This is a genomic window from Alkalilimnicola ehrlichii MLHE-1 (assembly GCF_000014785.1).
GTDB lineage: Bacteria > Pseudomonadota > Gammaproteobacteria > Nitrococcales > Halorhodospiraceae > Alkalilimnicola > Alkalilimnicola ehrlichii.
The window spans coordinates 3014351-3039463 of sequence record NC_008340.1; the positions used below are offsets into that span (position 1 = coordinate 3014351).

Here is a 25113-nt window from a genome sequence, read left to right on the forward strand (position 1 = left end):
TTATTCATGGGGCAGCCTGCCCGCCCCGCCCACACGGCGCAACGGCTCGGCCATCACTGAACTTTCCCTCATGTCAGTGATCTCCTAAAATAAGGCTTAGCAAGAAAAATGCCATCACTGATGGAGAGGACGAACAGCATGACCACTGCACTGGTACCGCTGAAACACGGCAACCTCCCCACTCCCGTCGGGAGCGAGGAGGCGTATATCCATGCGGTCAACCAGATCCCCGTGCTCAGCGCCGAGGAGGAGCACGAGCTCGCCGAGCGCTACCGCCTGCAGGGCGACCTGGACGCGGCCCGCGCACTGGTCCTGTCCCACCTGCGCTTCGTGGTCCACATCGCGCGCAGCTACCGCGGCTATGGCCTGCCGCTGGGCGACATCATCCAGGAGGGCAACGTGGGGCTGATGAAGGCCGTCAAGCGCTTCGATCCCGCCCAGGGGGTGCGCCTGGTCTCCTTCGCGGTGCACTGGATCCGCGCCGAGATCCACGAGTACGTGCTGCGCAACTGGCGCATCGTCAAGGTGGCCACCACCAAGGCCCAGCGCAAGCTATTCTTCAACCTGCGCAGCGGCCGCAAGCACCTGGGTTGGCTCACCAGCGAGGAGGTGGACGCCATGGCCAGGGACCTGGGGGTCAAACCCGAGACGGTGCGCGAGATGGAAGCGCGCATGACCGGCAACGACACCACCTTCGACCCGACCCCGGGCCAGGACGACGAGGGCATTCATGCCCCGGTCGCCTACCTGGAGGACAAGCGCTACGACCCGGCCACCGCCGTCGAGGAGGCGGACTGGGAGCAGCACCGCGATCAGAACCTGCACCAGGCCCTGGCAGGACTGGACGAGCGGAGCCAGGACATCCTGGCCCGGCGCTGGCTGTCGGAGCGCAAGGCGACGCTGAAGGAGCTGGCCGAGCACTACCAGGTCTCGGCAGAGCGTATCCGGCAGTTGGAGAAAAACGCCATGGGCCGGCTCAAGACCGCCCTGGCCTGACCCCATCCCGAACATCCCCGCAGTCACACGCCGCCCGGCCGGACGCCCGCCCCCGGGCAGGGCCGGGTTTCTGCCGGGCGGCGCCCCGGGGCCAGCGTTCCGCTCAGAGCCCGTGGGGCTCCGCCGCCTCCAGCAAGGCGCCGAGCCCGGCCTCATCCAGGCCGGCCAGGTACCGCTCGGCCTCCACCCAGTTGTCCACCGGCAGCGCCGCCTGCAGGGCCTGCCCTCCGTCGCGGGGCAGAAAGAGCGCCAGTGCCAGCCCGTAGGACTGGCGCCCCACGGTGATGTCCCACTCCCGCCCCTCGGCGTCGGTCATCGTCCTCATACCCACCCCCGGCGGGCCCGCAGCCCGGCCTGTCGGTTGTTGCTCACATTAGGCCGCGCTCGGCGAAGGAAACCGGCCGGCCGTCACCCACCACGAAATGGTCCAATACCCGGATGTCCACCAGCCCCAGCGCCTCCTGCAACCGACGGGTCAGCGCCTGGTCAGCAACACTGGGCTCCGCCACCCCGGACGGGTGGTTGTGGGCCAGGATCACCGCCGCGGCGTTGTGCGCCAGCGCCCGCTGCACCACCTCGCGCGGGTAGACGCTGGCGGCGTCGATGGTGCCCTGGAACAGCTCCTCGTAGCGCACCACCCGGTGGCGGTTGTCCAGGAACAGGCAGGCGAATATCTCCCGCGACTGGTGGCGCAGCCGGGCGGTGAGATAGCGCGCCACCTGCTCGGGGCTGGTCAGGGCCTCGCCCCGCTCCAGCCCCGCGTGCAGGTGGCGGCGGGCCATCTCCAGCACGGCCTGTAGCTGGGTGAATTTCGCCGGCCCCAGCCCCAGGTGGTCGCAGAACCTGTCCAGGTCCGCCTCCAGCAGCGGCCGCAGCCCGCCGAAGGCCTCCAGCAACTCGCGCGCCAGATCCACCGCCGACAGCCCCTGCCGCCCGGTGCGTAGAAAGATCGCCAGTAGCTCGGCATCCGACAGCGCCCCCGCGCCCCGCTCCAGCAGCTTCTCCCGCGGCCGCTCGCCGGCCGGCCAATCCGTGATCGCCATTCCGTTACCTCTCCTTGGTTTCTGACCCGGCCGCCGTGCGCGCCCGGCGGCCTGTGGCGGTGGGGTCCTGGCGGGGCCGTGCCTGGGGTGGACCCGACTTTGGCGCACCGAGCAACGCAGGGAAAAATCGGGAAAAGCGCGTGCCTGTTCGAGCGAAGCGAGTTCACGCGCGCCGATTTTTCCCGAGTAGCGCAGGGCACCCCGAAGGGGTGCGCCATCGGAGGGTCCACCCCAGGCACGGCCCCGCCAGGACCCCACCGCCACAGGCACCCTAAACCCAGCGTCTCCTTGCGCCGGGCGAGGGGGCATCTTACCATTGCGCGTCTGAGCCGGCCCGGCCCCAGCGCCCGCGGCCGCCCACCCGTACACCACAGCACAACGGTTCCAACACCCAATCATGCGTACCCACTACTGCGGACACGTCAGCGAGACCGATCTCGATCAGGAAGTCACCCTTTGCGGCTGGGCCCACCGGCGGCGCGACCACGGCGGCGTCATCTTCATCGACCTGCGCGACCGCGAGGGCCTGGTGCAGGTGGTGTTTGACCCGGACCGCCCCGAGACCTTTGCCCTGGCCGAGCGGGTACGCAGCGAGTTCGTGCTGAAGGTCCGGGGCCGGGTACGGCGGCGCCCGGCGGGCACTGAGAACCCAGATCTGCCCACCGGTCAGGTGGAGGTGCTGGGCCTGGAGCTGGACCTGCTCAACCCGGCCAAGACCCCGCCCTTCCAGCTGGATGAGCACGAGCAGGCCGGCGAGGACGTGCGCCTGCGCTACCGCTACGTGGACCTGCGCCGGCCCGAGATGCTACAGCGGCTGCGCGCCCGGGCCCGAATCACCAGCAACCTGCGCCGCTTCCTGGACGAGCACGGCTTCCTGGACATCGAAACCCCCATGCTCACCCGCGCCACCCCCGAGGGCGCCCGCGACTACCTGGTGCCCAGCCGCACCCACCCGGGCAGCTTCTTCGCCCTGCCCCAGTCGCCGCAGCTGTTCAAGCAACTGCTGATGATGGCGGGCATGGACCGCTACTACCAGATCGTGCGCTGCTTCCGGGACGAGGACCTGCGCGCCGACCGCCAGCCGGAGTTCACCCAGCTCGACATCGAGACCAGCTTCATGGACGAAGAGGGCATCATGCACCTGACCGAGCGCATGATGCGGCGGCTGTTTGCCGACGTCCTGCAGGTGGACCTGCCCGACCCCTTCCCGCGCATGGGCTACGCCGAGGCCATGGCCCGCTTCGGCTCCGACAAGCCGGACCTGCGTATCCCGCTGGAGCTGGTGGAGGTGGCCGACCTGATGGGCGGGGTCGAGTTCAAGGTCTTCGCCGGTCCGGCAGCCGATCCGCGTGGTCGCGTCGCCGCCCTGCACGTCCCCGGGGGCGCCGGCCTCACCCGCAAGCAGATCGATGACTATACCCAATTCGTCGGCCGCTACGGCGCCAAGGGCCTGGCCTACATCAAGGTCAACGACCCGGCCCAGGGCCGCGAGGGGCTGCAGTCGCCGATCCTCAAATTCCTCACCGACGAGGCGGTGGACGGCATCCTGCGCCGCACCGAGGCCCGGGCGGGCGACCTGATCTTCTTCGGCGCCGACAAGGCCAAGGTGGTGAATGACGCCCTCGGCGCCCTGCGGGTCAAGCTGGGCCACGACCTGGCGATGGTGGAGGACGAGTGGCGCCCGCTGTGGGTGGTGGACTTCCCCATGTTCGAGTACGACGAGAAGGATGGCCGGCTGTACGCCCTGCACCACCCCTTCACCGCCCCCAACGTCGACGACCCGGCCGAGCTCGCCGACAAGGACCCGGAGCAGTTGGTCAGCCGGGCCTACGACATGGTGCTCAACGGCACCGAACTGGGCGGGGGCTCGGTGCGTATCCATCGTCAGGACATGCAGCAGGCGGTCTTCCGTCTGCTCGGCATCGACGAGGACGAGGCGCGGGCCAAGTTCGGCTTCCTGCTGGACGCGCTGGAGTACGGCGCACCGCCCCACGGCGGCATCGCCTTCGGCCTGGACCGCCTGGTGATGCTGATGACCGGCGCCAGCTCCATCCGCGAGGTCATGGCCTTCCCCAAGACCCAGACCGCCGCCTGCCTGCTCACCGACGCACCGGCCGAGGTGGACATCGCCCAACTGCAGGAACTGGCGCTGCGGATCACCAAGCCGCAGGCCTGAGCCACCCCGCCAAGCGGCCTTTCCGACGGCCCGGTTGCCCGCGCGGCGCCGGGCCTTTGCATGCCGGGCGGCTGGCAGGGGCGCGGCGGATCCGCACAGGTCTTTGCATTCGCTACAATGCATATTTATGCTGCCCCCTCCCGCAGCCACCTGGGGGCCGCCATGAACCCTGCCGCCCGCCTGCTTGCCAATCACCCCTTCCTCGTTCTGGCCCTGGTCCTGGTCCTGATTGTCGCCGTCCCGCGACTGCTCCCGGAGGGGGTGGACGCCCGCGATGAGCACGGCCGTACCGCCCTGATGGTCGCGGCCATGGCGGGGGACGCGGAGGCGGTGGCCCGGCAGCTGCGCCGGGGCGCCGACCCGCGGGCGCGGGAGCCCTGCGGCTACACGCCGCTGATGCGGGGTGCGCAGTCGGGCAACACCGCTGTGGTGGGGCAGCTGCTGGAGGCGGGGGCCGGGATCAATGCCGCCGATGAGGCAGGCTTCACCCCGCTGATGGTGGCCGTGCGCCGGGGGCACCTGGCGGTGGTGGAGCAACTACTGGCGGCCGGCGCCGACCCGGCGGCGATCGAGACCTCCACCGGAGGCACCGCCCTGATCCATGCGGCCCAGACCGGGCATGAGGCCATTGCGGAGAGGTTGCTGGCGGCCGGCGCGGACCCGGATCACCGGGGGCAAACACCGCGGACACCGGCGGAGTGGGCCGATCACCACGGCCACCGGGGGTTGGCCGAACGGCTGGCGCGCGCCGCCGGCGACGGCGAAACCGAGTAAGCGCTTCGCAGCCGCGGCGGGCGGCCGTGATCGCCGAGCGGCGTGACGGCCACCCCGCCGGGCCGTCAGGTGCTGGAGCGCAGCGCCACCGGATCCTCCTCCCCGGTCTGACGCACGGCGATCTCGTCCTCGGGGCGCACCTCCCCCTCCAGGGTGCTCGGCACCGGCAGCTCCGGAAGGTCGTCGCTGCTCGTGCTCTCACTGACCATGCCCAGCGCCTTGCGATAGAGTTCACGGGCGTCGTCCGGTCGCTCCTGAAACTCCAGCAGGGCACCCAGGGCCATGTACACCTCCGGGCGGGCCCGGCGGGCGAGTGCCTGCTCCAGGTACTCCCGGGCCAGATCCCAGTCGTGCAAGCGGAGCGCCACCCGGCCGGCGACGTAAAGCAACGCGGCGTTGTCCGGCTGCTGGCGCAGCCAGCGCTTGAGTTGCTGCAGTTGCCACTCGGGGTCGATCTGCTCGAGCGCACCGAAACGCATGATCAGACGTTCGTCCCAGGTCTCGTCGATGCGCCCCTTCAGGACCACGGCGGCGCGATCGATCTCGTCCAGCTCCAGCAGGGCCTCGGCGTGGGTCAGCACCAGGTCGTCGTCGTTGCGCTGGGCCCGCGGCAAGCGCGACCAAGCCGACTCCAGGTCACCCAGCCCGATCCGGGCCGCGCGCCGGATCTTGTCACGCGCCACATAGCGGGCGTACTCCTCCGCCTCCTCGGAGCCGATGATGCCCTGTTTGCGCAGCGGTTTGAGCAGCCGCCCGAGCCGCTCCCAGTCCTCCAGCGCCACACAGCAATCGCGCATCATCTCCAGGGTGCGGTGGTGGTTGGGGTTGCGCTCGTAGGCCGAGGTGAGGCTGGCCAGGGCCTGTTCCCACTGGCCGGACTCCATGTAGAGCTGGGCCTGCAGCAGATTCACTGCTGACCCCGAGCCCCGGGCCGTCTGCTCGGCCAAGGCCAGGTAGCTGTCCCGGGTCTCGGTGGCATGGCGGCGCTGGGCGCACAGGGCGGCCCCGAGGTAGTTGATGAGCGGGTAGTCGCTACGCTCGACGTGCTTGAGCAGCAGATCCTCCCCGCGCCGGTAGCGGCCCTCGGCGAGCGCCAGCAGCCCCTTGGCCATCTCCCCGCGGGCCTTCTCCTTGCGCCGCCGGGTGCTCCAATGGCTCAACACCTTGGGCAGGCCCACGGTGCGGTCCAGGAGCACCCAGAGCACCTGCAGGACCACCAGCACCACAGCCACGGCCAGCACTGCGAAGATAAGACTGGTCTCAATGCGCCAGCCCGCCACCGACAGCACCAAATAACCGGTGTGGGGCTGCAGCCAGGCGGCGGCGGCCACCGCGGCCAGGAGCACGACCAAGGCGATCAACAAGGCTTTCATGTCGCTCTCCTCCAGGCCTTACAGGAACGGCTTGACCGGTTCCAGGGTGGTGGCGATATCCGGCAGCTCCGGGTCGATGTCCTGACGGCGCAGGCGCGCCAGCGTGTCCGCCACCGCCTCCACATCCAGATCGCTGGTATCGAAGTGGGCCAGGACCCAGTCGTGGGCCCGCTGCAGGCTGTCCTCCCACAGGTCCTGATCGCCCTGCAGTGCGGCCAGTCGGGCCGCCTCCAGGCGCAGCTTGAGGTTCTCGCGCAGGAAGTAGCGCTGATCCGGTGCCACCAGGGGCGGCGCGGCCTCCTCGCGCTGCACCACCACCAGCTCACCCAATCCAGCCTGGACCCGGCCGGTGGCGTCCTTCAGCCGCGCCAGCCAGACCGGGTCGCCCTCGTCCGCGGCCATGCGCGGCAGATCGATGCCGCCGGTGGCCCGCTCCGCCGGCATGGGCAGCCCATCCACCCGGCCTTCCAGGTCGGCCAGGGTGGCGGCCAGCCGGCCCACCTCGGGCGGGGCCCACTCCAGCACCTGGGTGACCGCCTCGTTGAGGGCAACGCGAGCCGGCACGCTCTCGCTGGCACCGATGTCGGCCATCAGCTTGTCTGCTGCCTGCAGGGCGCCAAGTGCGGTCTTGGGGTCGCGGTGGAAGCGCATCCGGTGGACGGCCACGGTGGCCAGGTAGGCCGCCTCGGAACGGATCCAGTTCTCCCGGTTGGCCTCGGCGCGCGCACCCAGTCGCTCCAGGCCCTCCTCGAAACCGCCCTGGCGGGCGCGCAACTCGTCCAGCTGTTCGCGCAGGGTCCCCAGGGCATCGCCGGCCTCGTCGGCCCGCTCACGGGCGGAGGCGGCGCGCTCGCCGGTATCGGTGACGCGATCCTCGAGCCGTGCCAGTTGCCGCTCGAGGGCGTCGCTGCGTTCATCCAGCCGGTCGGCACTGACCATACGCGCCTGCTCGGCGCGCAACTCGCGCATCTCGCCGGTCAGCCACCAGGTGGCCGCGGCACCCAGCACCAGGACCACGACCAGCAACGCCACGACCTGTTTCCAGGGCCCGCCCTGGCGATCCTTGTCGGTACCGTCGCCGTCCCCGCCGGCCGGCGGCGTACCGCCGCCCCCCTTGCCCGGCTCGGGCGCGGCCGCAGAGGCCGTCAGCTCCTGGCCCTGGGGGTCCTCGCCGCCGGTCTTCTCAGACCGGGGCTTCTCCTCTTCCCGCTCGGGTTTATTTTCCTGCATGACCGATCATCTCGTGTTGTGATGTTCTGATGCCTGATGGACCGCCTGTAACAGGTCCTCATCGGCCGGGGAGCGGGCCACCACTACGGGGCCGGTGTGGCCCGCCTGCTCCGCGTAGCGGGCGATACGCGGGCTGACTGTCACCAGCGCCCGTCGTTGAACTAATACTCTCCCGCTATCCCCCAGCATAAACCATAGATTATCCAAACCCCGCACACTGGTGATTATGACACTGTGCAAACGCCCGGCTTGCAACGCCTCAACCACCGGTTGCGCGTCCACCTGGGGCCGGACCGCCCGGTAGACGGCCAGGAACGCCACCTCGGCACCCTGCCCGCGCAGGTGCTCGGCGAGCCAGGCGCGACCGCTGTCGCCACGAACTATCATGACACGTTGCCCGCGCATGTCACCAAAGGCCGGCTCCCGCGCCAGGTCTTCGCTGGTGAAACCGGCCTGCGGTACGGCGGTGACGGACAGCCCGACCCGGTGCAGGGCCCGCTCAGTGCCCTTGCCCACGGCCGCGATCCGGGCATCCGGGCGCGGCCGGACGCCGTGCCGGGCCATGCAGGCCAGGCCGTGGTGCACGGCGTTGGGGCTGACGAAGATGAGCCAATCGGCCTCTCCAAGGGCCGCCACGGCGGCCGCGGGCAGTGCCGATTCCGGCTGCGGCACGATCTCCAGGGTGGGCAGCGCCCAGACCCGCGCACCGGCCGCTTCCAGGGTCCGGCACAGGCCCGCCGCCTGGTGGGCCGGGCGGGTCACCAGCACACCGTAACCGGCCGGCAGCGCCATGGTCAGTCGGCCAGGTCCGCGAGGATGCGCGCGGCCCCGCGCTCAAGCAGTTCGCCGCCCAGTCGATCGCCCAGCTCGGCGGCCTGCGCGATGGGCCCGCGGACCTCACCACGCACGATCTCCTGGCCGTCCGGACTGCCCACCAGGCCGCGCAGCCAGATCTCCTCTCCCTGGTAACAAGCGTAGCCGGCGATGGGCACTTGGCAGCTGCCCTGAAGGCGGGCGTTCATGGCCCGTTCCGCCTTAAGCAGGGTGTGAGTGGGTCCGTGGTCCAGGGGGGCCACCAGCTCCTGCACCCGCCGGTCTTCGGCCAGGCATTCGATGCCCAGCGCGCCCTGTCCTACCGCGGGCAGGCTCTCCTCCGGGGGCAGGCGGCGGGCGATACGCTCATCGAAGCCAAGCCGGCTGAGCCCCGAAGCGGCAAGGATGATGGCGTCGAACTCGCCGGCATCCAGTTTCGCCAGCCGGGTGTTGACGTTGCCGCGCAGGGTGGAGACCCGCAGATCCGGCCGGCGCGCCTTGGCCTGGCACTGGCGCCGCAGGCTGGCAGTGCCCAGGTGCCCGCCCTCGGGCAGGTCGTCCAGGCGCCGGTAGTGGTTGGAGACAAAGGCATCGGTGGGTTCGTGGCGCTCCAGGATTACCGGCAGCGCAAAACCGTCGGGCATGCGCCAGGGGACATCCTTCATGCTGTGCACCGCGAGGTCGGCACGGCCTTCCTCCATCCCCTGCTCCAGCTCCTTGATGAACAGCCCCTTGCCGCCGATACGTGAGAGGGCCTGGTCCAGAATTCGGTCCCCCCGGGTGACCATGGGCACCAGCTCCACCTCAAGCCCGGGGTGGTGGCGCCTGAGTTCCGCGGCCACGTGTTCGGCCTGCCACATGGCGAGCGGGGAGCGACGGGTGGCGATGCGCAGCTTGTCCTGAGGCATAGCGGGTGTTCCCTGTGAGTCCTGTGCGAATACTCAGCGGCCCGGGGGGCCGCGCCGGCGCTTAGCATGCCACGGAAAGAGCAGTGACCGAAGGGCCCAGGCCCTGGCTCAGCCCTGCGCCAGCCGCCGCAGGGCATCGCGTACCGCCGGCAGGTGCCGGCGACTGACCGGGAGCCGCAGCCCGCCCTGCAGGACCACCTGGTGGCGACCCAGGGCATCCCGCTCCAGGGCCTGGAGCCGATCCAGGGCCACCAGGGCCGAGCGGTGGACCCGCAGGAAGCGATCGGCGAAGCGCTGCTCCAGCGCCTTGAGGGAATCCTCCAGCAGCAGCTCGCCGTCGTCGTGCCCGACCACCACGTATTTGTCCTCCGCGCGCAGGCTGTGGATGCGGTCCAGTGGCACCAGACGCTCCCCACGGGTGGTGCGGCAACGCAGCATCCCGGGATCGGCGTGGGGCCGGCGCAGGCCCTGGAGCTGGGCGCGATTGACCTGCCCGGCACGGGCCAGCGCGGCGCGCAGCCGGTCCGGACGCACCGGCTTGAGCAGGTAGTCGCTGGCCTTCGCCTCGAAGGCCGCCAGGGCGTGCTCCGGGTGGGCGGTGATGAAGATAACCCCCGGGGGCCGTTCCCGCCGGGCGATGCGTCGCGCCACCTCCAGGCCATCCATGCCGGGCATCTGAATATCCAGCAGTATTAGGTCCGGCTGGTGCTCGCGGGTCGCGGCCAGGGCCTGTTCGCCGGTCCCCGCCTCGGCCACCACCCGGTGGCCTTGCTCGGCGTCCACCATCTCCGCCAGCCGGCGACGGGCCCAGGGTTCGTCGTCCACCACCAATACGCGCATGCCCTATCCTGCCTCCTGCCAGGGCCAACGGAGCACTACGTGGAAACGGCCGGCACGCTCTGTCACCTCCAGATCGGCCGCGGCACCGAAGGCGTAGCGCATCCGGCGCCGCACGCTCTCCAGCCCGAGGCCGTGGCCGCCGCGAAGGGAGCCACCGGCCGGGACGGGGTTTTCCAGCTCCAGCACCAGGGTATCGCCCTCCCGTCGCCCCCTCAGCCGCAGCTCACCGCCTGCGGGCAGTTGCTCGATGCCATGCACCACGGCGTTCTCCGCCAGTGGCTGCAAGATCAGCGAGGGCACCCGGGCCTGGCCCGGCAACCCGTCCCAGTCGCAGTCCAACCGCAGCCGCTCCTGCAGCCGGAGCTGTTCCAGACGCAAGTAGCGCTCGGTCAGGGCCCGCTCCTCGTCCAGCGTGGACCAACCGCCGACCTCGCGCAGGCCGGCACGAAACAGATCGGCAAGATCCAGCAGCGCCTGCTCGGCGCGCTCCGGGGCCTGGCGGAGCATCGCGGCGATGGTGTTAAGGGTGTTGAACAGGAAGTGGGGGCGGATGCGCGACTGCAGGGCCTGCATGGAGGCCCGGGCCTCGGCCTGCAGCCCCCGGCGCCACTCCCCCTGCAGATAGAGGTAGCGGAGCACCAGGGCCGCAATAATGCCGCTGATGGCCACCGACCGCAGAACCAATGCCCAGCGCTCCGCGCCCAACACCCCCCCGGTACTGCGCCAGGCCAGCTCGGCGGTCACCGCAGCCACCGCGATGATACCCAGCCAGGCCAGCAGCCCCGCCGCCTCGGGACTGACCCGGGACAGTGGCCGGCGGGACAGGCAGAGCAGCGCCGTGCTCAGCAGCACCACCCATTGGACATAGAGCGAGATCAGCCCCAGGGTCGCCCAGTCCCACTGCGTCGCGGGCCGCGCCAGAAAGAGCACAAAGGCCAATAGCTGGCCGGCCAGCACCACGGCCAACACCGTCTGCAGGTGGCAGAAGTCGGGCAGAATCGCCGATCGCCTGACGGACGAACCCCCTCGTTCGAACACCGCCATCCCCCCTGGACTGTCAACAGGCCCCACCTTAGCGGGTACCGGGCCCGGCCGCCAATTCCGGCCCCCGACCGCGCCCGCCGGTGACGCTGGTATACTGGCCGGTCTCAACTCACGCCGAGACACAGGCAGCGCCATGACCGATAAGAACACCAGCGAGCAACTCTGGACAGGCCGTTTCACCGAGGCCACCGATGCCTTCGTCGAGCAGTTCAGCGCCTCCGAGCACTTCGACCGCAGGCTCTACCGCCAGGACATCGCCGGCTCCATGGCCCATGCCCGTATGCTGGCCGAGGTGGGCGTACTCACCGCCGAGGAACGCGACCGCATCGTCGACGGGCTGACCCGGATCCGCGAGGAGATCGAGCACGGCCAGTTTCAGTGGTCCCCCAAGCTGGAAGACGTGCACATGAATATCGAGAAGCGGCTGACGGACCTGATCGGCGAAGCGGGCAAAAAGCTGCACACCGGGCGTTCGCGCAACGACCAGGTGGCCACCGATATCCGGCTGTGGCTGCGCGAGGCCATCGACGGCATCCTGGACGAGCTGCTGCGACTGCAGGCCGGCCTGGTGGAGCTGGCGGAGCTGGAGGCGGACACCATCATGCCCGGTTTCACCCACATGCAGGTGGCGCAGCCGGTCACCTTCGGCCACCACCTGCTGGCCTGGTACGAGATGCTGGTCCGGGACCAGGGCCGGCTGGAGGACTGTCGCAAGCGGCTCAACCAGATGCCGCTGGGCTGCGCGGCGCTGGCGGGCACCAGCTTCCCCATCGACCGCGAGCAGACCTGCAGCGAGCTGGGCTTCGACCGCCCTACCCGCAACTCCCTGGACTCGGTGAGCGACCGCGACTTCGCCATTGAATTCAACGCCGCCGCGGCGCTGGTGATGACCCACCTCTCGCGCATGGCCGAAGAGGTGATCCTGTGGGCCTCGCCCCACTTCGGCTTCATTGACCTGCCGGACCGGTTCTGCACCGGCTCGTCCATCATGCCGCAGAAGAAGAACCCGGACGTGGCGGAGCTGGTGCGGGGCAAGACCGCGCGGGTGCACGGTAATCTCAATGCCCTGCTGGTGTTGATGAAGGGCCAGCCACTGGCCTACAACCGCGACAACCAGGAGGACAAGGAGCCGCTGTTCGACACCGCGGATACCCTCCGCGACGCGTTGACCGCCTTCGCCGACATGCTGCCGGCCATGGAGGTCCAGCGCGAGGCCTGTTACCGGGCCGCCCGGGCGGGCTTTGCCACCGCCACCGACCTGGCCGACTACCTGGTGCGCAAGGGCGTGCCGTTCCGGGACGCCCACGAGATCGTCGGCCGGGCGGTGCGCTACGCCAGTGACGAGGGGCGCGATCTGAGCGAGCTGGAACTGGATGAACTGCAACAGTTCTCGGGCACCATCAGCGAGGATGTCTTCGAGGTGCTCACCCTGGAGGGCTCAGTGGCCGCCCGCAACCACCTGGGCGGCACCGCCCCGGCACAGGTCCGGGCCCGGGTGGCCGAGGCGCGGGACCGGCTGCGGTTGCTGATGGGCAAGTGAGCGGCCCCAGCACTGCTGGTCTGCTGAGTGGGCGGGTTGGCGGGTTCCGGGCGGGGGTGTTGCCGCTGGGGCGACTTATGCGCACCGAGCAACGCAGCAAAAGAGCGGAAACAAGGCGCGCCTGTCCGAGCGAAGCGAGTTCGCGCCGCCGCTCTTTTGCGAGTAGCGCAGGGGACCCCGAAGGGGTGCGCATTTGGAGCCCCAGCGGCAACACCCCCGCCCGGAACCCGCCAACCCGCCCACTCACCACCGTTGCAAACAACCACCTAGCGGTATCGGCCTTCCCCTCTCCGGCTCGGCTCACTTGTTCTTTTTCAACCGGCGCTGCTCGTTGAGCAACTCCTCCAGCACCACCAGCAGGTCCACCGCGGAGAGCATGCCGTCCAGCCGCTCCTCTTTGTTCAGCACCGGCACCGCACCGAAGCGGTTCTCGTGCATGATCCGGGCGGCCTTGTCCACGTGGTCGTAGGTGTGCACGGCGATCACGTCCGTGGTCATGACATCGCCCAGGGTCATGTGGTCGTCCAGATAGTAGACGTGGGCAATATCCGGCGCCTCGTCCACCCAGTCCGGGCGGCGCAGATTGCGATCGGTGACCAGGCCCAACAGGTTCATCTCGTCGTCCACCACCGGCAGGTGGCGTATCCGGTTCTGCTTCATCCGGAAGAACGCCTCCCGCAGCCCCTCCTGCGGCTGGCCCGTGATCAACTTACGGGTCATGACCTTGGTCACCTTCATATTCATTTGCTCCTTATGACTAGGCTTATGGTGCGGACTCCATGGTGCCGCAAAGGCTGGCACTTTGCATGCACCCCGCCACAACCCTGACGACAGTAGGAGTCGTCCTGCGTTAAGATATAACTTTAGAATTAACTTAACCTCCCCCCACCCGACACCCGCAGGCCAATCTCTAACCGAATGAGCCACCAGCTACCCGTAGAGCGCATCGTCCAGTCGAGCATACTCCACTGTGGCCCCGAGACCCCGCTCTGCCAGGCCGCGGAACGCATGGCCGAGCGTCAGTGCAGCTCCATTCTGGTGATGGAGGCGGACCGCGCGGTGGGCATCTGGACCGAACGGGACGCCCTGGCGGTGGATTTCTCCGACCCCTCCGCCATTCGCAGACCCATCCGCGAGGCCATGAGCAGCCCGGTTGCCTGTATCCCCGGGGAGACGGAGCTTGGGGAGGTGGCGATGCGCTTTCGCGCCGAACGGTGCCGCCACTTCCTGGTGATCGACCGGGGCGGCCAGCCCCTCGGGCTTGTCTCGCAAACGGATGTGGCCCTGAACCAGGGCATGGAACCCTACCTGAGACTGCGCGAGGTGGGCGCCGCGATGCGCACTGCGCCTCTGGTGTTGGCCGCCGACACACGATTGTCGCAGGCGGCGCGGCGCATGCGCGAATCAGAGCGGGATGCGGCCGTGATCCGCTTTGCTGACACCGACGACCTGGGCATTGTCACCGAGCGGGACCTGGTCCGCTGCATCGCCCGCTACCCCGGGGACACGCCCATCGGTCATCTGGCCAGCCGGCCACTGCTCACCGTGGCGGCGAACGATATGCTCATCCGCGCCCGTGACATGCTGATGGACCACCAGGTCCGGCACCTCGCCGTTCTCGACGACCGGGGCCAGGTGGTGGGTCTGCTCGGCTTCCAGGACCTGCTGGCCGGTGCCGAGCAGAGCTATCTGAAGGATCTGCGTCGCGCACTGGAGCAGCGCGACAAAGCATTGGCCCAGTCGCGCAAGCACCTGCAACTGGCCGAGCGGGTCATCGACTCCTCACTGGAGGGGATCGTCATCACCGACGCCCACGCCCGGATCGAGTTCGTGAACCCGGCCTTCACCCACCTGACCGGTTACAGCCTGGAAGAGGTGGCCGGCCGCACACCGGCAGTGCTCTCCTCCGGCCGACACCCGCCTTCGTTCTACCGGGAGATGTGGCAGGCCCTGCAGGAGCAGGGCTACTGGCGCGGCGAGATCTGGAACCGGCGCAAATCCGGGGCCCTCTACCTGGAACTGCTCACCATCACCGCTATCACCAATGACGATGGTGACACCACCCATTACGCCGGGCTGTTCACCGACATCACCCACATCCGGGAGAACGAGCGGCAGATCCGCCAACTGGCCTACTACGACCCCCTCACCCGGCTGCCCAACCGCCGGCTTCTGGACGACCGGCTGTCACTGGCGATCAAGCATGCCCACCGCCACCGACAGCGCCTGGCGGTAATGTTCATCGATCTGGACCACTTCAAACAGGTGAATGACACCCTGGGCCACGCCGTTGGCGACGAGCTGCTGCTGAGGGTCTCGGAGCGGCTGCGCGAGCACCTGCGCGAGGACGACACCCTCGCCCGCCTGGGTGGAGACGAATTCCTTGCCCTGCTGCCGGACCTGCAGGAAGTGGATGAGGCCATCCGCGTCACCCAACGCCTGATTGAGGCAATCAGTCAGCCCTACACCATCGGCGACCACGACTTCCGGGTGGGTTGCAGCATTGGGTTAAGCCTCTATCCGGACGACGGGGAGAGCCCGGATGCGCTGATCCGTAACGCCGACGGGGCCATGTACCGCTCCAAGACAGAGGGTCGCAACACCTACCGGCTCTATGCGCCGGAGATGGACACCCGCGCCAAGAACCAGTTGGCGCTGGAGACGGCGTTACGCGACACCGCCGAGACCGGCGAGGGCCTTTCGATCCATTATCAACCGATTTTCGACTGGCGGACTGGCGCCCTGCATTCCGCCGAGGCGCTGCTGCGCTGGCACCACCCGACCCGGGGCGCGGTCGCACCGGGCGAGTTCATCCCCCTGGCCGAGCGCTCCGGACTGATCATCCCGTTGGGCCAGGCGGTGATGCGCATGGTCTGCACCCAGCTCAAGCGCTGGCAGGCGGCCGGCCTACGGCCGGTGCCCGTGGCCATCAACCTCTCTGCCAAGCAGTTCTGGCAGGACGAACTGCCCGGCTTCATCCGGAAGATGCTGCAGCGTTGCGATTTAAACCCGGGGCTGATGGGTTTTGAGCTGACCGAGAGCACGCTAATGCACGATATCGAGCGTGGGCTCGACACCCTGGCGGCATTACGGGGGATGGGCTGCAGCGTGGCCATCGACGACTTTGGTACCGGCTATTCCTCGCTGACCTACCTGCAGCGGTTGCCGGTGACCACCCTGAAGATCGACCGTAGCTTCGTTAGCGACCTGGGCACGTGCCGGAAGGGAGGCTGTGCCATCGTGGCGGCGGTCACCGGGCTGGCACGCGAACTGGAATTGCAGGTGGTGGCCGAGGGTGTGGAGACCGAGGCCCAGCTCCGCGCCCTGGACCGCTACCAGGTGGCATTGGTTCAAGGGTTCAAGACCGGCCGCCCGGTCCCAGCCGATGCCTTCAGCGAGGCCTACCTGCGAGCGATGACAAGCGGCCGGGACGGGGATTGATCCGCTGCCCAAACGCAAGAAAGCCCCGCACAGGGCGGGGCTTTCTCAGGGCAGACCCGGCGCGCAGCCGGGTCAGTCAGCACGCCTTACAGCGCGGAGACGTTGGCCGCGGCCAGGCCCTTCGGGGTGTTTTGGGTCTCGAACTGGACCTGCTGCCCCTCGGCCAGGCTCTTGAAGCCGGAGCCGTTGATGGCGGAGTGGTGGACGAACACGTCCTTGCCGCCGTCGGTGGGGGTGATGAAGCCGAAGCCCTTAGCGTCGTCGAACCACTTAACAGTACCGGTGATCATGGATAGTCTTTCCTCGTTTGATCGTATCTTGCGGTGTTGCAGGTGTTGCTGAAGGACAAACGGGAGTGACGACCACGGTGGGGTACTGCCGAACGCGCTACAGAACATCAACTGCAGGTCCGACTATACCCGCTGCGCCGGGAAACGCAAACATTTTTTTTGCTCCGGAGTACAATAGGCATTTACCATAAATGACAATGGGTTTTCAGCTATCCCCGGAACCGGATAGCCCCTGTTGCGGCGCCAACCCCGCTGGGGCCCAACAGGTCAGCAGGAGGCAGTGCGCCATGTCGCCCAACCCCCCCGGCGCGGAACCGGCCCAGGTTCTGCCCGGACGAAACGATCAGGCAGCGTTCGGTGGCCGCGCGCTGGTCCTCGCGCTGTGGGCGGAATCCCAGTACGCCCTGCGTGACGGCACCTACAGCTACTGGTCCCGGTTGCCGGCGCCGTTCGAGCGCGATGCCATTTACCGGCTCGCCCACAAACTGTGCCACGAGCCCCTGCCACCCGAGCGCCAGCACCAGCTGATCGAGGCCGGCCGAAAGATCCATGCCCACGAAGGCCGATTCGCCGACGCCCCACCGGTAGGCGACAATATGGAGCTGGAGTTCTACGGTCGCCTGCTGCGCAGCCTGGAGCGGGTAGTCGACGACCACTACCGGGGCGAGAACTCCTTCACGCCTCCGCCGAAGGGCCGCCTGATCGTGGGCGCACGGGTACCACTCGGAATGCCCGCCAGCGAGTCGCGCCGGACGCTGCAGGCCTTCACCGACCGGCTGGTGCAGAGCGCTGAGGTGAGCAAGGTGCCGCTGCGGCTGTTCGACAACGACGGCCTGCCCTGCGACCTGGACGCCCATGCCCTGGGCCGTTACCTGGATCGGGCGGAGGGCAAGCCCAGCCTGACCATCCTGATGGGCTACAACCGCCACCTGGACCCGCTGGACCCCCAACCCTCTCTCTATCGCGACAGGCTGGTGCAGCTAACCGCTCAGGCCGATGTGATCTTCAAACCCCTGCGGCCCCACGTGGTGGTCACCACCGATTTCGTGCCTCAATTGCTGCGCCGTGGCAACGTCCCGTTGTGGAACCGGGACACCCTGCTGAGTGACGACGACGCCGCCGTGCTGGAGCAACTGGGTGTGCAGCTGTTCGAAGAGGAACGCCCGCGGTTGCTCGAATCCCTGGCCCTACACGGCAAAAAGGGGACATCGGAGGAGGGCAAGAAGGAGACCTCCCAGGCGGATCGCCTGCGCAACCTGCGGATCCTCTAAAGCCTCCCCGGGGTCTGAGTGTTCACAACCATCCCCCCTAATCTTCCTCATAATCATCTGATCCTGCACTTGCCTCCTGTTGCGCCTGCGGCTCAACAACGTCGTGATACCAGAGGGCAATCTGAGCCCCCGCCTCGAACGGGCCATGTGGGCGCGTCGTGTATAATCCCGACGGATCAGAGGCACGACGGCATCAAGGCACGGGATACCCTATGAAACACCTGATTACCGGCGCGGCCGGCTTCATCGGCTACCACACCGCCCAGGCGCTGCTGGCTCGCGGCGACGAGGTCGTCGGCCTGGACAACCTCAATGACTATTACGACCCACGGCTCAAACGGGCACGCCTGGCCCGGCTCGAGGGGCAGCCGGGCTTCCGCTTCGTCAAGCTGGATCTGGCCGACCGGGCCGGAATGGCCGAACTGTTCCGCGCGGAACGCTTCCAACGGGTGATCCACCTGGCCGCCCAGGCGGGCGTGCGCCACTCGCTCACCGACCCCTACAGCTATGTAGACAGCAACGTGAGCGGCACGCTGAACGTGCTTGAGGGTTGCCGCTACAACGACGTGGAGCACCTCACCTACGCCTCCACCAGTTCGGTCTACGGGGCCCACGAGGACATGCCCTTCACCGAGCACCGGCATACCGACCACCCGCTGGCCATCTATGCGGCGACGAAGAAGGCCACGGAACACATGGCCCACAGCTACGCCCACCTTTACGGGCTGCCTTGCACCGGGTTGCGCTTCTTCACCGTCTACGGCCCCTGGGGCCGCCCCGACATGGCGCTGTTCCTGTTCACCCGCAAGATCCTCGCCGGTGAGCCCATCGACATCTACAACAACGGCGATCACGGCCGGGATTTCACCTATGTGGATGACATTGTCGACGGCGTCATCCGCGCCTCTGACCGGGTGGCCCGCCGCAATCCGGAGTGGGACCCGAAGCGGCCGGACACGGCCACATCCAATGCCCCCTGGCGGATCTACAACATCGGCGCCAACCGTCCGGTCCGCCTGATGCACTACGTCGAGGTGCTGGAGGAGGCCCTGGGACGCAAGGCGGAGAAAAACTTCCTGCCGCTGCAACCGGGTGATGTGCCAGAGACCCACGCCGATGTCTCGGCGCTGGCCCAGGATACCGGGTATTCACCCAAGGTGTCGGTGGAGGAGGGCATCCGCCGCTTCGTCGACTGGTACCGGGAATACCACCACGTCTAGCGCTCGCCTCCTGTCAGGGCTGCCTCCTTGGTCATCACGCACGAGGGCCGAAGGCTTTCCCCCGTCATCGCGAGGGCCGAAGGCCCGTGGCGATCCAGAGCGGTAGACTGCCACGTCGGCTTCGCCTCCTCGCAGTGACGGTGGGGGTGGGGCCGCGTTCGCAGTGACGGTGGGGGTGGGGCCGCGTTCGCAGTGACGGTGGGCGTGGGGCCGCGCTCGCAGTGACGGTGGGGGCGACCTTCCGCTTCCGGCAAAGTCCAGTTCTTCAAGAGGAGCAAAGCGACGAAGCAATCCATACGCCTGATGCCGCCGACGGGGTATGGATTGCTTCGCTGCGCTCGCAATGACAGAGTTGGTGCGCCCGCACTTCCCGATTTCAACCACGCAGGAGTCACGCGTTGTCGGCAAGCCCTGCAGAGCGCCCGAACACTGAGTTGACCGGCCTGCGCGTCTATCTGCACCCTCGGGTCATTGGCATGGCCTTCCTCGGCTTTTCAGCCGGTCTGCCGCTGCTGCTGGTCGGGGGCACCTTCACCGCCTGGCTGCAGGACCTGGGGGTGCAGTTGGCGGCCATCGGGTTCCTGAGCTGGGTGGGCATGGCCCACAGCATCAAGGTGCTTTGGGCCCCCTTTGTCGATCGCCTGCAACTGCCCCTGCTGACCCGCTGGTTCGGTCGGCGGCGGGCCTGGATGCTGCTTGCGCAGGCGGTGATCGCCGCCTCCCTGGCCGGCATGGCGCTCACCGACCCGGTGGCCCATCTAGGCTGGGTGGCGGTCTTCGCCGTGGGCGCCGCCTTCGGCTCGGCCACCCAGGATGTGGCCATCGACGCCTACCGGGTGGAGGCGGTGGCCCGCCACCGGCAGGGCGCCATGGCCGCCACCTACGTGTTCGGTTACCGGGTCGCGTTGCTCACCGCCGGCGCCGGGGCCCTCCACCTGGCAGCGTGGGGCGACTGGGCGGTGGCCTATGGCGCCATGGCGCTGCTGATGGGCGTGGGGCTCTGCACCACCCTGATCATCCGCGAGCCGGAGGTGGCCATCAGCCAGGATACCCGGCAGATGGAGCAGCGGGTCACCGAATACCTAGAGCGCACCGCGCATACCGGCCTGCGCCGCAACGTCACGGCCTGGTTGATCGGCGCGGTGCTTTGCCCCTTTGCGGACTTTTTCAAACGCTTCGGCCTGGGTACGGCGGTGATCATCCTGCTGTTCATCGCCACGTTTCGCATCAGCGATATCTTCATGGGGGTGATGGCTAACCCCTTCTACCTGGACCTGGGCTTCACCAAGGAGCAGATCGCAAACGTGGCCGCGGCCTTCGGACTGGCCATGACGCTGTTCGGGGCGGCGCTGGGCGGCGTACTGGTCAACCGCTACGGCATTGCGCCAATGCTGATCTTTACCGCGATCATGGCGCCGTTGACCAACCTCACCTTCTCCTGGCTGGCCACCCTGGGCCCGGAGCTGTACGGCCTGGTGGCGGCCATCGTGGCGGACAACGTCACCGGCGGCCTGGCCATCTCCGTGTTCATCGCCTATCTCTCCAGTCTCACCAACACCGCCTACACCGCCACCCAGTACGCCCTGTTCAGTTCGCTGATGACCCTTCCCGGGCAGTTCATGGGCGGGTTCACCGGACTGGTGGCGGAGCAGGTGGGCTGGATCAGCTTCTTCGTGATCTCCGCGGGCATGGGCCTGCCCGCGATCCTCCTGGCCGCACTACTGCTCCGCCTGGCCCATCCCGACCGCATCCGGCAGCCGGGCAAGAACGGCGTAGAGCGGCCGGACCCGGCCTGAACGCACGCCGCAACAGGGCGCATCAATGACCGCGATAGGGAACCTGTACCCCAGGTGCGGGCCGCAAGGCGCTAGAATAATATTTATTGAATATATTGACTGTGAAAGACCAGGAGGCCTGCATGAGAGACTTCGGGATCTCGAAGGGCGCGCCGGAGGTAGTGGCGTTTTTCGATCCGCGCACCTTCAGCGTGCAATACATCGCGGTCGACCCCGGCAGCCGGCTACCTGAGGGCGCAGTTGGGGGCGCCCACCGCCATCGGCGACCACGTCACCGAGGTCCAGGCCTTGTGGCGCGACTATTACAACCTGAAGGATCTGGCCACCGACGGCTCCCAGTGGGACCGGCTGTTCGCAGACGGTGAGACCTTCCCGGTGGGCGAGCTGCAGGCCCGGGTGATGTTCTCGCCCGGCCACACCCTCGCCTCGGTGACCTATGTGATCGGCGACGCGGCCTTCGTACACGACACACTCTTCCAACCGGACTTCGGCACCGCCCGTGCCGATTTCCCCGGCGGCGACTCCGGCCAACTCTGGCAGAGCATCCAGGCCATCCTCGCCCTACCCGATGACACCCGGCTGTTCACCGGACACGACTACATGCCGGGGGGCCGCGAGCCGGCCTGGGAGAGCACCGTGGCGGAGCAGAAGCGCAGCAACATCCACTTGGTCCGGGCACCGGACAAGGCCCGCTTCTCCCGCCTTCGGGATGAGCGCGACGCCACCCTGCCCATGCCCAAACTGATCCTGCACGCCTTGCAGGTAAACATACGCGGCGGGCGACTGCCCGAACCCGAGGACAACGGTCGCCGCTACCTGCGCATCCCGCTGGACGTGCTGCAGGGGGCCCGCTGGGAGTGAACCCTGCCCTCAGGCGGGGCCCGGGTGGCGCAGGGGGGCGGCCTGGTCCAGCCGCGGATGGTGTTCGCGAAAGCGCCGACGCAGCGCCTCCGGGTCCGTGCCGGCGGCGTCCAGCGCCAGGGCCGCCTCCACCACACCGTGCAGGGCCGCGAGCACATCCGAGGTGTGGCCGGTCTCGGAGATGGTGTGCATGTTGCGGATGGGGATGCCCACTGAGGCAGCGGCGCAGTCAACATTGGCCAGCACCCCGGCCATGCCGTCCGTGCCGGTATCCGGACCCACCACGTCACGCTGGCTGGGGATCCCACGGCTCCGAGCCCCCTCCTCGATCACTTGGTTCAACTGCTCACTGACGATGGAGCCCACCGACAGGCTAAAGCCCTTGCCCATCTCCAAGGGCGGCAGCCGCCGGTCACTCACCTGCGGGGCGGCCCGATAATCATGCTCCACGTCCACCGCGATCAGGGCATCCGGCCGGTAGTGGGCCGCCAGCACCCGGCTGCCGAAGCAGCCGATCTCCTCATACCCGGCAATGGCGAACAACACACGGATGCTCGCCGGGGCGCCGGCCTCCACCAGCAGCCGGGCGGCCTCGGCCGTGACGAAGCTGCCCAGGCCGTTGTCCAGGTAGGCGCCGTAAAAGGTATTCGGGCTGAAGCCGCGCCGGATGGGCCGGTTGAGCAGCAGGGTATCGCCGGGCCGGACCCCCAGGTGCTCCACCTGGGCCTTGCGGTCATCGCCGTGCACCTGCAGCTCCAGGTAGAGCTGTTCTTTCTTCACCCCCTTTTCGCCACTGCGCAGCTCCGGCTCGGCGAAGTGGATGGCGCCGAGGGCCTCCACCGTGCCCCCGTCGATCACCCGGTAGTGGCCCGGACGGCCGGGGTTCTCGGTGAACAGGCGCACCTCGTGGCCGATCAGGGTGGCGGGCAGAAAGCCGTCGCTGTTGATCCAGACCTTGCCGTCGTCGCCGATACTCCGGACCTGCAGGCGGATCTTGTCGGCGTGACCGACAATCATGAGCCGGAAGCGCTCGTCGTCACCGGGATGGGTGTCCAGCACGATACCGGCGTGTCCCTGGAACCGCTGCAGTTGCCAGCTCTCTGGGGCAAAGGAGCGGAAATGGGGGCAGAGCACGCCCTCCGTCATGGCCGCCTCCAGTCCCACGGGGCTGGGCGCTGCAAGGATCCGGCGCATGAGCTGAAACTGCGCCTCGGGCATGGGCCGGACCCAGGGTGGCGGAATGGCGTGGTTGGGCATGGCTGAGGCTTCCTCCGGTCGCTCTGACCTTCTACTATAGTTACTATAATGTTGGCCACGCGCTCCGGCCCGACTGCGTTCGCCTCTTATACACAGGCCGGGTGAGATTGTTGCGCTGCAAAAGGTGACGGTGGTAATATCATCGCCCGACGGACTTCGGACCTGCCCTGCCGCTGGCGACCCCGGCCCTGGCAGGCCCGAATTGGCCAGGCATCGGTAAAACGATGAAGGACGGCCACGGGGTATGCGCCGGCTGTAAAGCGGCTTTGGCGCACCTTGAGCGGTGTGTCCTGCCCAACAGGCCCGCCTCTGAGCAGTGCTGCACAACCTCGCGGCGATATCAGGCTCTTCCCCGTCATGGCACTTCACCGGCCTAAAGAGCGCCGGAGAGGCCAACCGCACGTCGCACACCGAACCGAGTGCTGCGACCGCCGGGCCGACGGGACCTTTTACACGGCGCGCTGCCGCCCGTCAGCGGGACCGGCCCTGCGCACCTCAGCGAACGACAGTCACCACCACTGCCAACTGAAAGGTTCAGAGCATGTCACAGTACAGGAACGACATCGAGGAAGTTGCCGGCCTGCGCCAGGCGCATGAAGGCACCTGGGACGCGATCAACCCCGAATACGTGGCCCGCATGCGCGCCCAGAACCGGTTCAAGACCGGTCTGGACATCGCCAAGTACACCGCCAAGATCATGCGCCAGGACATGGCCGAGTACGATGCCGATCCGGCCCAGTACACCCAGTCCTTGGGGTGCTGGCACGGCTTCGTCGGCCAGCAGAAGATGATCGCCATCAAGCGTCACTTCGGCACCACCAACAAGCGCTACCTCTACCTCTCCGGCTGGATGGTTGCGGCGCTGCGCTCCGAGTTCGGCCCGCTGCCGGACCAGTCCATGCACGAGAAGACCGCCGTGCCGGCGCTGATCGAGGAACTCTACACCTTCCTCCGCCAGGCCGACGCCCGTGAGATGAACCACCTCTTCCGTGAGCTGGATGCGGCCCGCGAGGCCGGCGATGAGGCCAAGGCCAACGAGATTCTCGACAAGATCGAGAACTTCGAGACCCACATCGTGCCGATCATCGCCGACATCGACGCCGGCTTCGGTAACGAAGAGGCCACCTACCTGCTGGCCAAGAAGATGATCGAGGCGGGTGCCTGCTGCATCCAGATCGAGAACCAGGTCGCCGACGAGAAGCAGTGCGGCCACCAGGACGGCAAGGTCACCGTGCCCCACGCCGACTTCCTGGCCAAGGTCCGCGCCGTGCGCTATGCGTTCCTGGAGCTGGGCGTGAACGACGGCGTGATCGTTGCCCGCACCGACTCCCTCGGCGCCGGCCTGACCAAGCAGATCGCCGTCACCGATGAGCCGGGCGACCTGGGCGACAAGTACAACAGCTTCCTGGACGGCGATTACATCGACAGCGCCGAGGACATCAACAATGGCGATGTGGTGGTCAAGTCCGAAGGCAAGCTGCTCAAGCCCAAGCGCCTCGCCAGCGGCCTCTACGAGTTCCGCAAGGGCACCGGCTTTGACCGCGTGGTGCTGGACTGCATCACCAGCCTGAAGAACGGCGCCGACCTGCTGTGGATCGAGACCGAGAAGCCCCACGTCGGCCAGATCGCCGAGATGGTCAACGCCATCCGCGAGGAAGTGCCGAACGCCAAGCTGGTCTACAACAACAGCCCGTCCTTCAACTGGACGCTGAACTTCCGCCAGCAGGTGTTCGATGCCTGGAAGGAAGAGGGCAAGGACGTCTCCCAGTACGACCGCGACAACCTGATGAGCGCCGAGTACGACGACAGCGAGCTGGCGGCGGAAGCCGACCGCTGGGTGCAGGAGTTCCAGCGCAAGGCCTCCGCAGAGGCGGGTATCTTCCACCACCTGATCACCCTGCCGACCTACCACACGGCCGCCCTGTCCACCGACAACCTGGCCAAGGGCTACTTCGGTGACCTGGGCATGCTGGCCTACGTGGATGGCGTGCAGCGTCAGGAGATCCGCCAGGGCGTGCCCACCGTGAAGCACCAGGACATGGCCGGCTCCAACATCGGGGACGACCACAAGGCCTACTTCTCCGGTGAGGCCGCGCTCAAGGCCGGCGGGAAGGGCAACACCATGAACCAGTTCTAAGACTGCGCTTCATGGCCGGTGGTGGCCGATGCCGCCACCGAGCAGAGCAGCGGGGCCGCCCAGCGCGGTCCCGCTTTTTTTGTGCCTCACGGGTCCCGGCCGC

General features: G+C 67.9%; 21 protein-coding genes. 10 read left to right on the forward strand and 11 right to left on the reverse strand.

Annotated features, from left to right (window positions below):
* The first annotated feature begins 138 nt into the window (after window positions 1-138).
* Complete coding sequence (gene rpoH, locus MLG_RS13455; protein ID WP_011630395.1) at window positions 139-996, forward strand: RNA polymerase sigma factor RpoH; 858 nt, start codon at window positions 139-141, stop codon at window positions 994-996.
* A gap of 103 nt (window positions 997-1099) precedes the next feature.
* On the opposite strand, the gene MLG_RS13460 is transcribed toward rpoH, so the two are convergent.
* Window positions 1100-1321, reverse strand: coding sequence for a hypothetical protein (locus MLG_RS13460; protein ID WP_011630396.1), 222 nt, complete (start codon window positions 1319-1321; stop codon window positions 1100-1102).
* Between the two features lie 43 nt (window positions 1322-1364).
* On the reverse strand, window positions 1365-2039 hold the full coding sequence (radC, locus tag MLG_RS13465) for a RadC family protein (protein WP_011630397.1): 675 nt from the start codon (window positions 2037-2039) through the stop codon (window positions 1365-1367).
* A gap of 397 nt (window positions 2040-2436) precedes the next feature.
* Here radC and aspS point away from each other — a divergent pair, with 397 nt between their 5' ends.
* Together aspS and MLG_RS13475 are read left to right on the forward strand one after the other, a co-directional pair.
* Window positions 2437-4215, forward strand: a complete 1779-nt coding sequence (gene aspS / locus MLG_RS13470) for an aspartate--tRNA ligase (RefSeq protein ID WP_011630398.1) — start codon at window positions 2437-2439, stop codon at window positions 4213-4215.
* A 162-nt stretch (window positions 4216-4377) separates the two neighbouring features.
* Window positions 4378-4989: an ankyrin repeat domain-containing protein gene (locus tag MLG_RS13475; RefSeq protein WP_198003230.1), complete on the forward strand. Its 612-nt coding sequence runs from the start codon at window positions 4378-4380 to the stop codon at window positions 4987-4989.
* 65 nt (window positions 4990-5054) lie between these two features.
* Here MLG_RS13475 and MLG_RS13480 read toward each other — a convergent pair whose 3' ends face one another.
* From MLG_RS13480 to MLG_RS13505, 6 genes are all read right to left on the reverse strand, one after another.
* Window positions 5055-6362 carry a heme biosynthesis HemY N-terminal domain-containing protein gene (locus MLG_RS13480; RefSeq protein ID WP_011630400.1) on the reverse strand — a complete coding sequence of 436 codons (1308 nt, stop codon included), beginning with the start codon at window positions 6360-6362 and terminating at the stop codon, window positions 5055-5057.
* A gap of 18 nt (window positions 6363-6380) precedes the next feature.
* Window positions 6381-7592 (reverse strand): uroporphyrinogen-III C-methyltransferase, encoded by a 1212-nt coding sequence (locus tag MLG_RS13485; RefSeq protein ID WP_011630401.1) that lies wholly within the window; start codon window positions 7590-7592, stop codon window positions 6381-6383.
* 6 nt (window positions 7593-7598) lie between these two features.
* On the reverse strand, window positions 7599-8384 hold the full coding sequence (locus MLG_RS13490) for a uroporphyrinogen-III synthase (protein ID WP_011630402.1): 786 nt from the start codon (window positions 8382-8384) through the stop codon (window positions 7599-7601).
* Window positions 8385-8386: 2 nt separating this feature from the next.
* Window positions 8387-9313: a hydroxymethylbilane synthase gene (gene hemC / locus MLG_RS13495; RefSeq protein ID WP_011630403.1), complete on the reverse strand. Its 927-nt coding sequence runs from the start codon at window positions 9311-9313 to the stop codon at window positions 8387-8389.
* Window positions 9314-9421: 108 nt separating this feature from the next.
* Window positions 9422-10153, reverse strand: a complete 732-nt coding sequence (locus MLG_RS13500) for a LytR/AlgR family response regulator transcription factor (protein WP_011630404.1) — start codon at window positions 10151-10153, stop codon at window positions 9422-9424.
* Window positions 10154-10156: 3 nt separating this feature from the next.
* Complete coding sequence (locus tag MLG_RS13505; protein ID WP_156774686.1) at window positions 10157-11191, reverse strand: sensor histidine kinase; 1035 nt, start codon at window positions 11189-11191, stop codon at window positions 10157-10159.
* A 139-nt stretch (window positions 11192-11330) separates the two neighbouring features.
* Here MLG_RS13505 and argH point away from each other — a divergent pair, with 139 nt between their 5' ends.
* Window positions 11331-12737 carry an argininosuccinate lyase gene (gene argH / locus MLG_RS13510; protein WP_011630406.1) on the forward strand — a complete coding sequence of 469 codons (1407 nt, stop codon included), beginning with the start codon at window positions 11331-11333 and terminating at the stop codon, window positions 12735-12737.
* 300 nt (window positions 12738-13037) lie between these two features.
* Here the strand turns inward: argH and MLG_RS13515 are convergent, their stop codons facing one another.
* Window positions 13038-13475: a CBS domain-containing protein gene (locus tag MLG_RS13515; protein WP_198003231.1), complete on the reverse strand. Its 438-nt coding sequence runs from the start codon at window positions 13473-13475 to the stop codon at window positions 13038-13040.
* 180 nt (window positions 13476-13655) lie between these two features.
* On the opposite strand from MLG_RS13515, the gene MLG_RS13520 reads away from it, so the two are divergent.
* Window positions 13656-16178 (forward strand): EAL domain-containing protein, encoded by a 2523-nt coding sequence (locus MLG_RS13520; protein ID WP_011630408.1) that lies wholly within the window; start codon window positions 13656-13658, stop codon window positions 16176-16178.
* Window positions 16179-16264: 86 nt separating this feature from the next.
* On the opposite strand, the gene MLG_RS13525 is transcribed toward MLG_RS13520, so the two are convergent.
* Entirely contained in the window at window positions 16265-16468 is a 204-nt protein-coding gene (locus MLG_RS13525) for a cold-shock protein (protein WP_011630409.1), read from the reverse strand.
* Window positions 16469-16755: 287 nt separating this feature from the next.
* Between MLG_RS13525 and MLG_RS13530 the strand changes: the two genes are divergently transcribed.
* The 4 genes from MLG_RS13530 to MLG_RS13545 all read left to right on the forward strand — a co-directional run bounded on the left by MLG_RS13530 (window position 16756) and on the right by MLG_RS13545 (window position 21616).
* Window positions 16756-17739 (forward strand): hypothetical protein, encoded by a 984-nt coding sequence (locus MLG_RS13530; protein WP_011630410.1) that lies wholly within the window; start codon window positions 16756-16758, stop codon window positions 17737-17739.
* 212 nt (window positions 17740-17951) lie between these two features.
* Entirely contained in the window at window positions 17952-18959 is a 1008-nt protein-coding gene (locus tag MLG_RS13535) for an NAD-dependent epimerase (RefSeq protein WP_011630411.1), read from the forward strand.
* A 398-nt stretch (window positions 18960-19357) separates the two neighbouring features.
* The gene (locus MLG_RS13540) at window positions 19358-20755 is read left to right on the forward strand and encodes an AmpG family muropeptide MFS transporter (RefSeq protein ID WP_011630412.1); all 1398 of its coding nucleotides are present in this window, start codon (window positions 19358-19360) and stop codon (window positions 20753-20755) included.
* A 240-nt stretch (window positions 20756-20995) separates the two neighbouring features.
* On the forward strand, window positions 20996-21616 hold the full coding sequence (locus MLG_RS13545; protein WP_011630413.1) for an MBL fold metallo-hydrolase: 621 nt from the start codon (window positions 20996-20998) through the stop codon (window positions 21614-21616).
* Between the two features lie 9 nt (window positions 21617-21625).
* Here the strand turns inward: MLG_RS13545 and MLG_RS13550 are convergent, their stop codons facing one another.
* On the reverse strand, window positions 21626-22873 hold the full coding sequence (locus MLG_RS13550) for a M28 family peptidase (protein ID WP_011630414.1): 1248 nt from the start codon (window positions 22871-22873) through the stop codon (window positions 21626-21628).
* Between the two features lie 541 nt (window positions 22874-23414).
* Here MLG_RS13550 and MLG_RS13555 point away from each other — a divergent pair.
* Window positions 23415-25010 (forward strand): isocitrate lyase, encoded by a 1596-nt coding sequence (locus MLG_RS13555; RefSeq protein WP_011630415.1) that lies wholly within the window; start codon window positions 23415-23417, stop codon window positions 25008-25010.
* The last annotated feature ends 103 nt before the right edge of the window (window positions 25011-25113 follow it).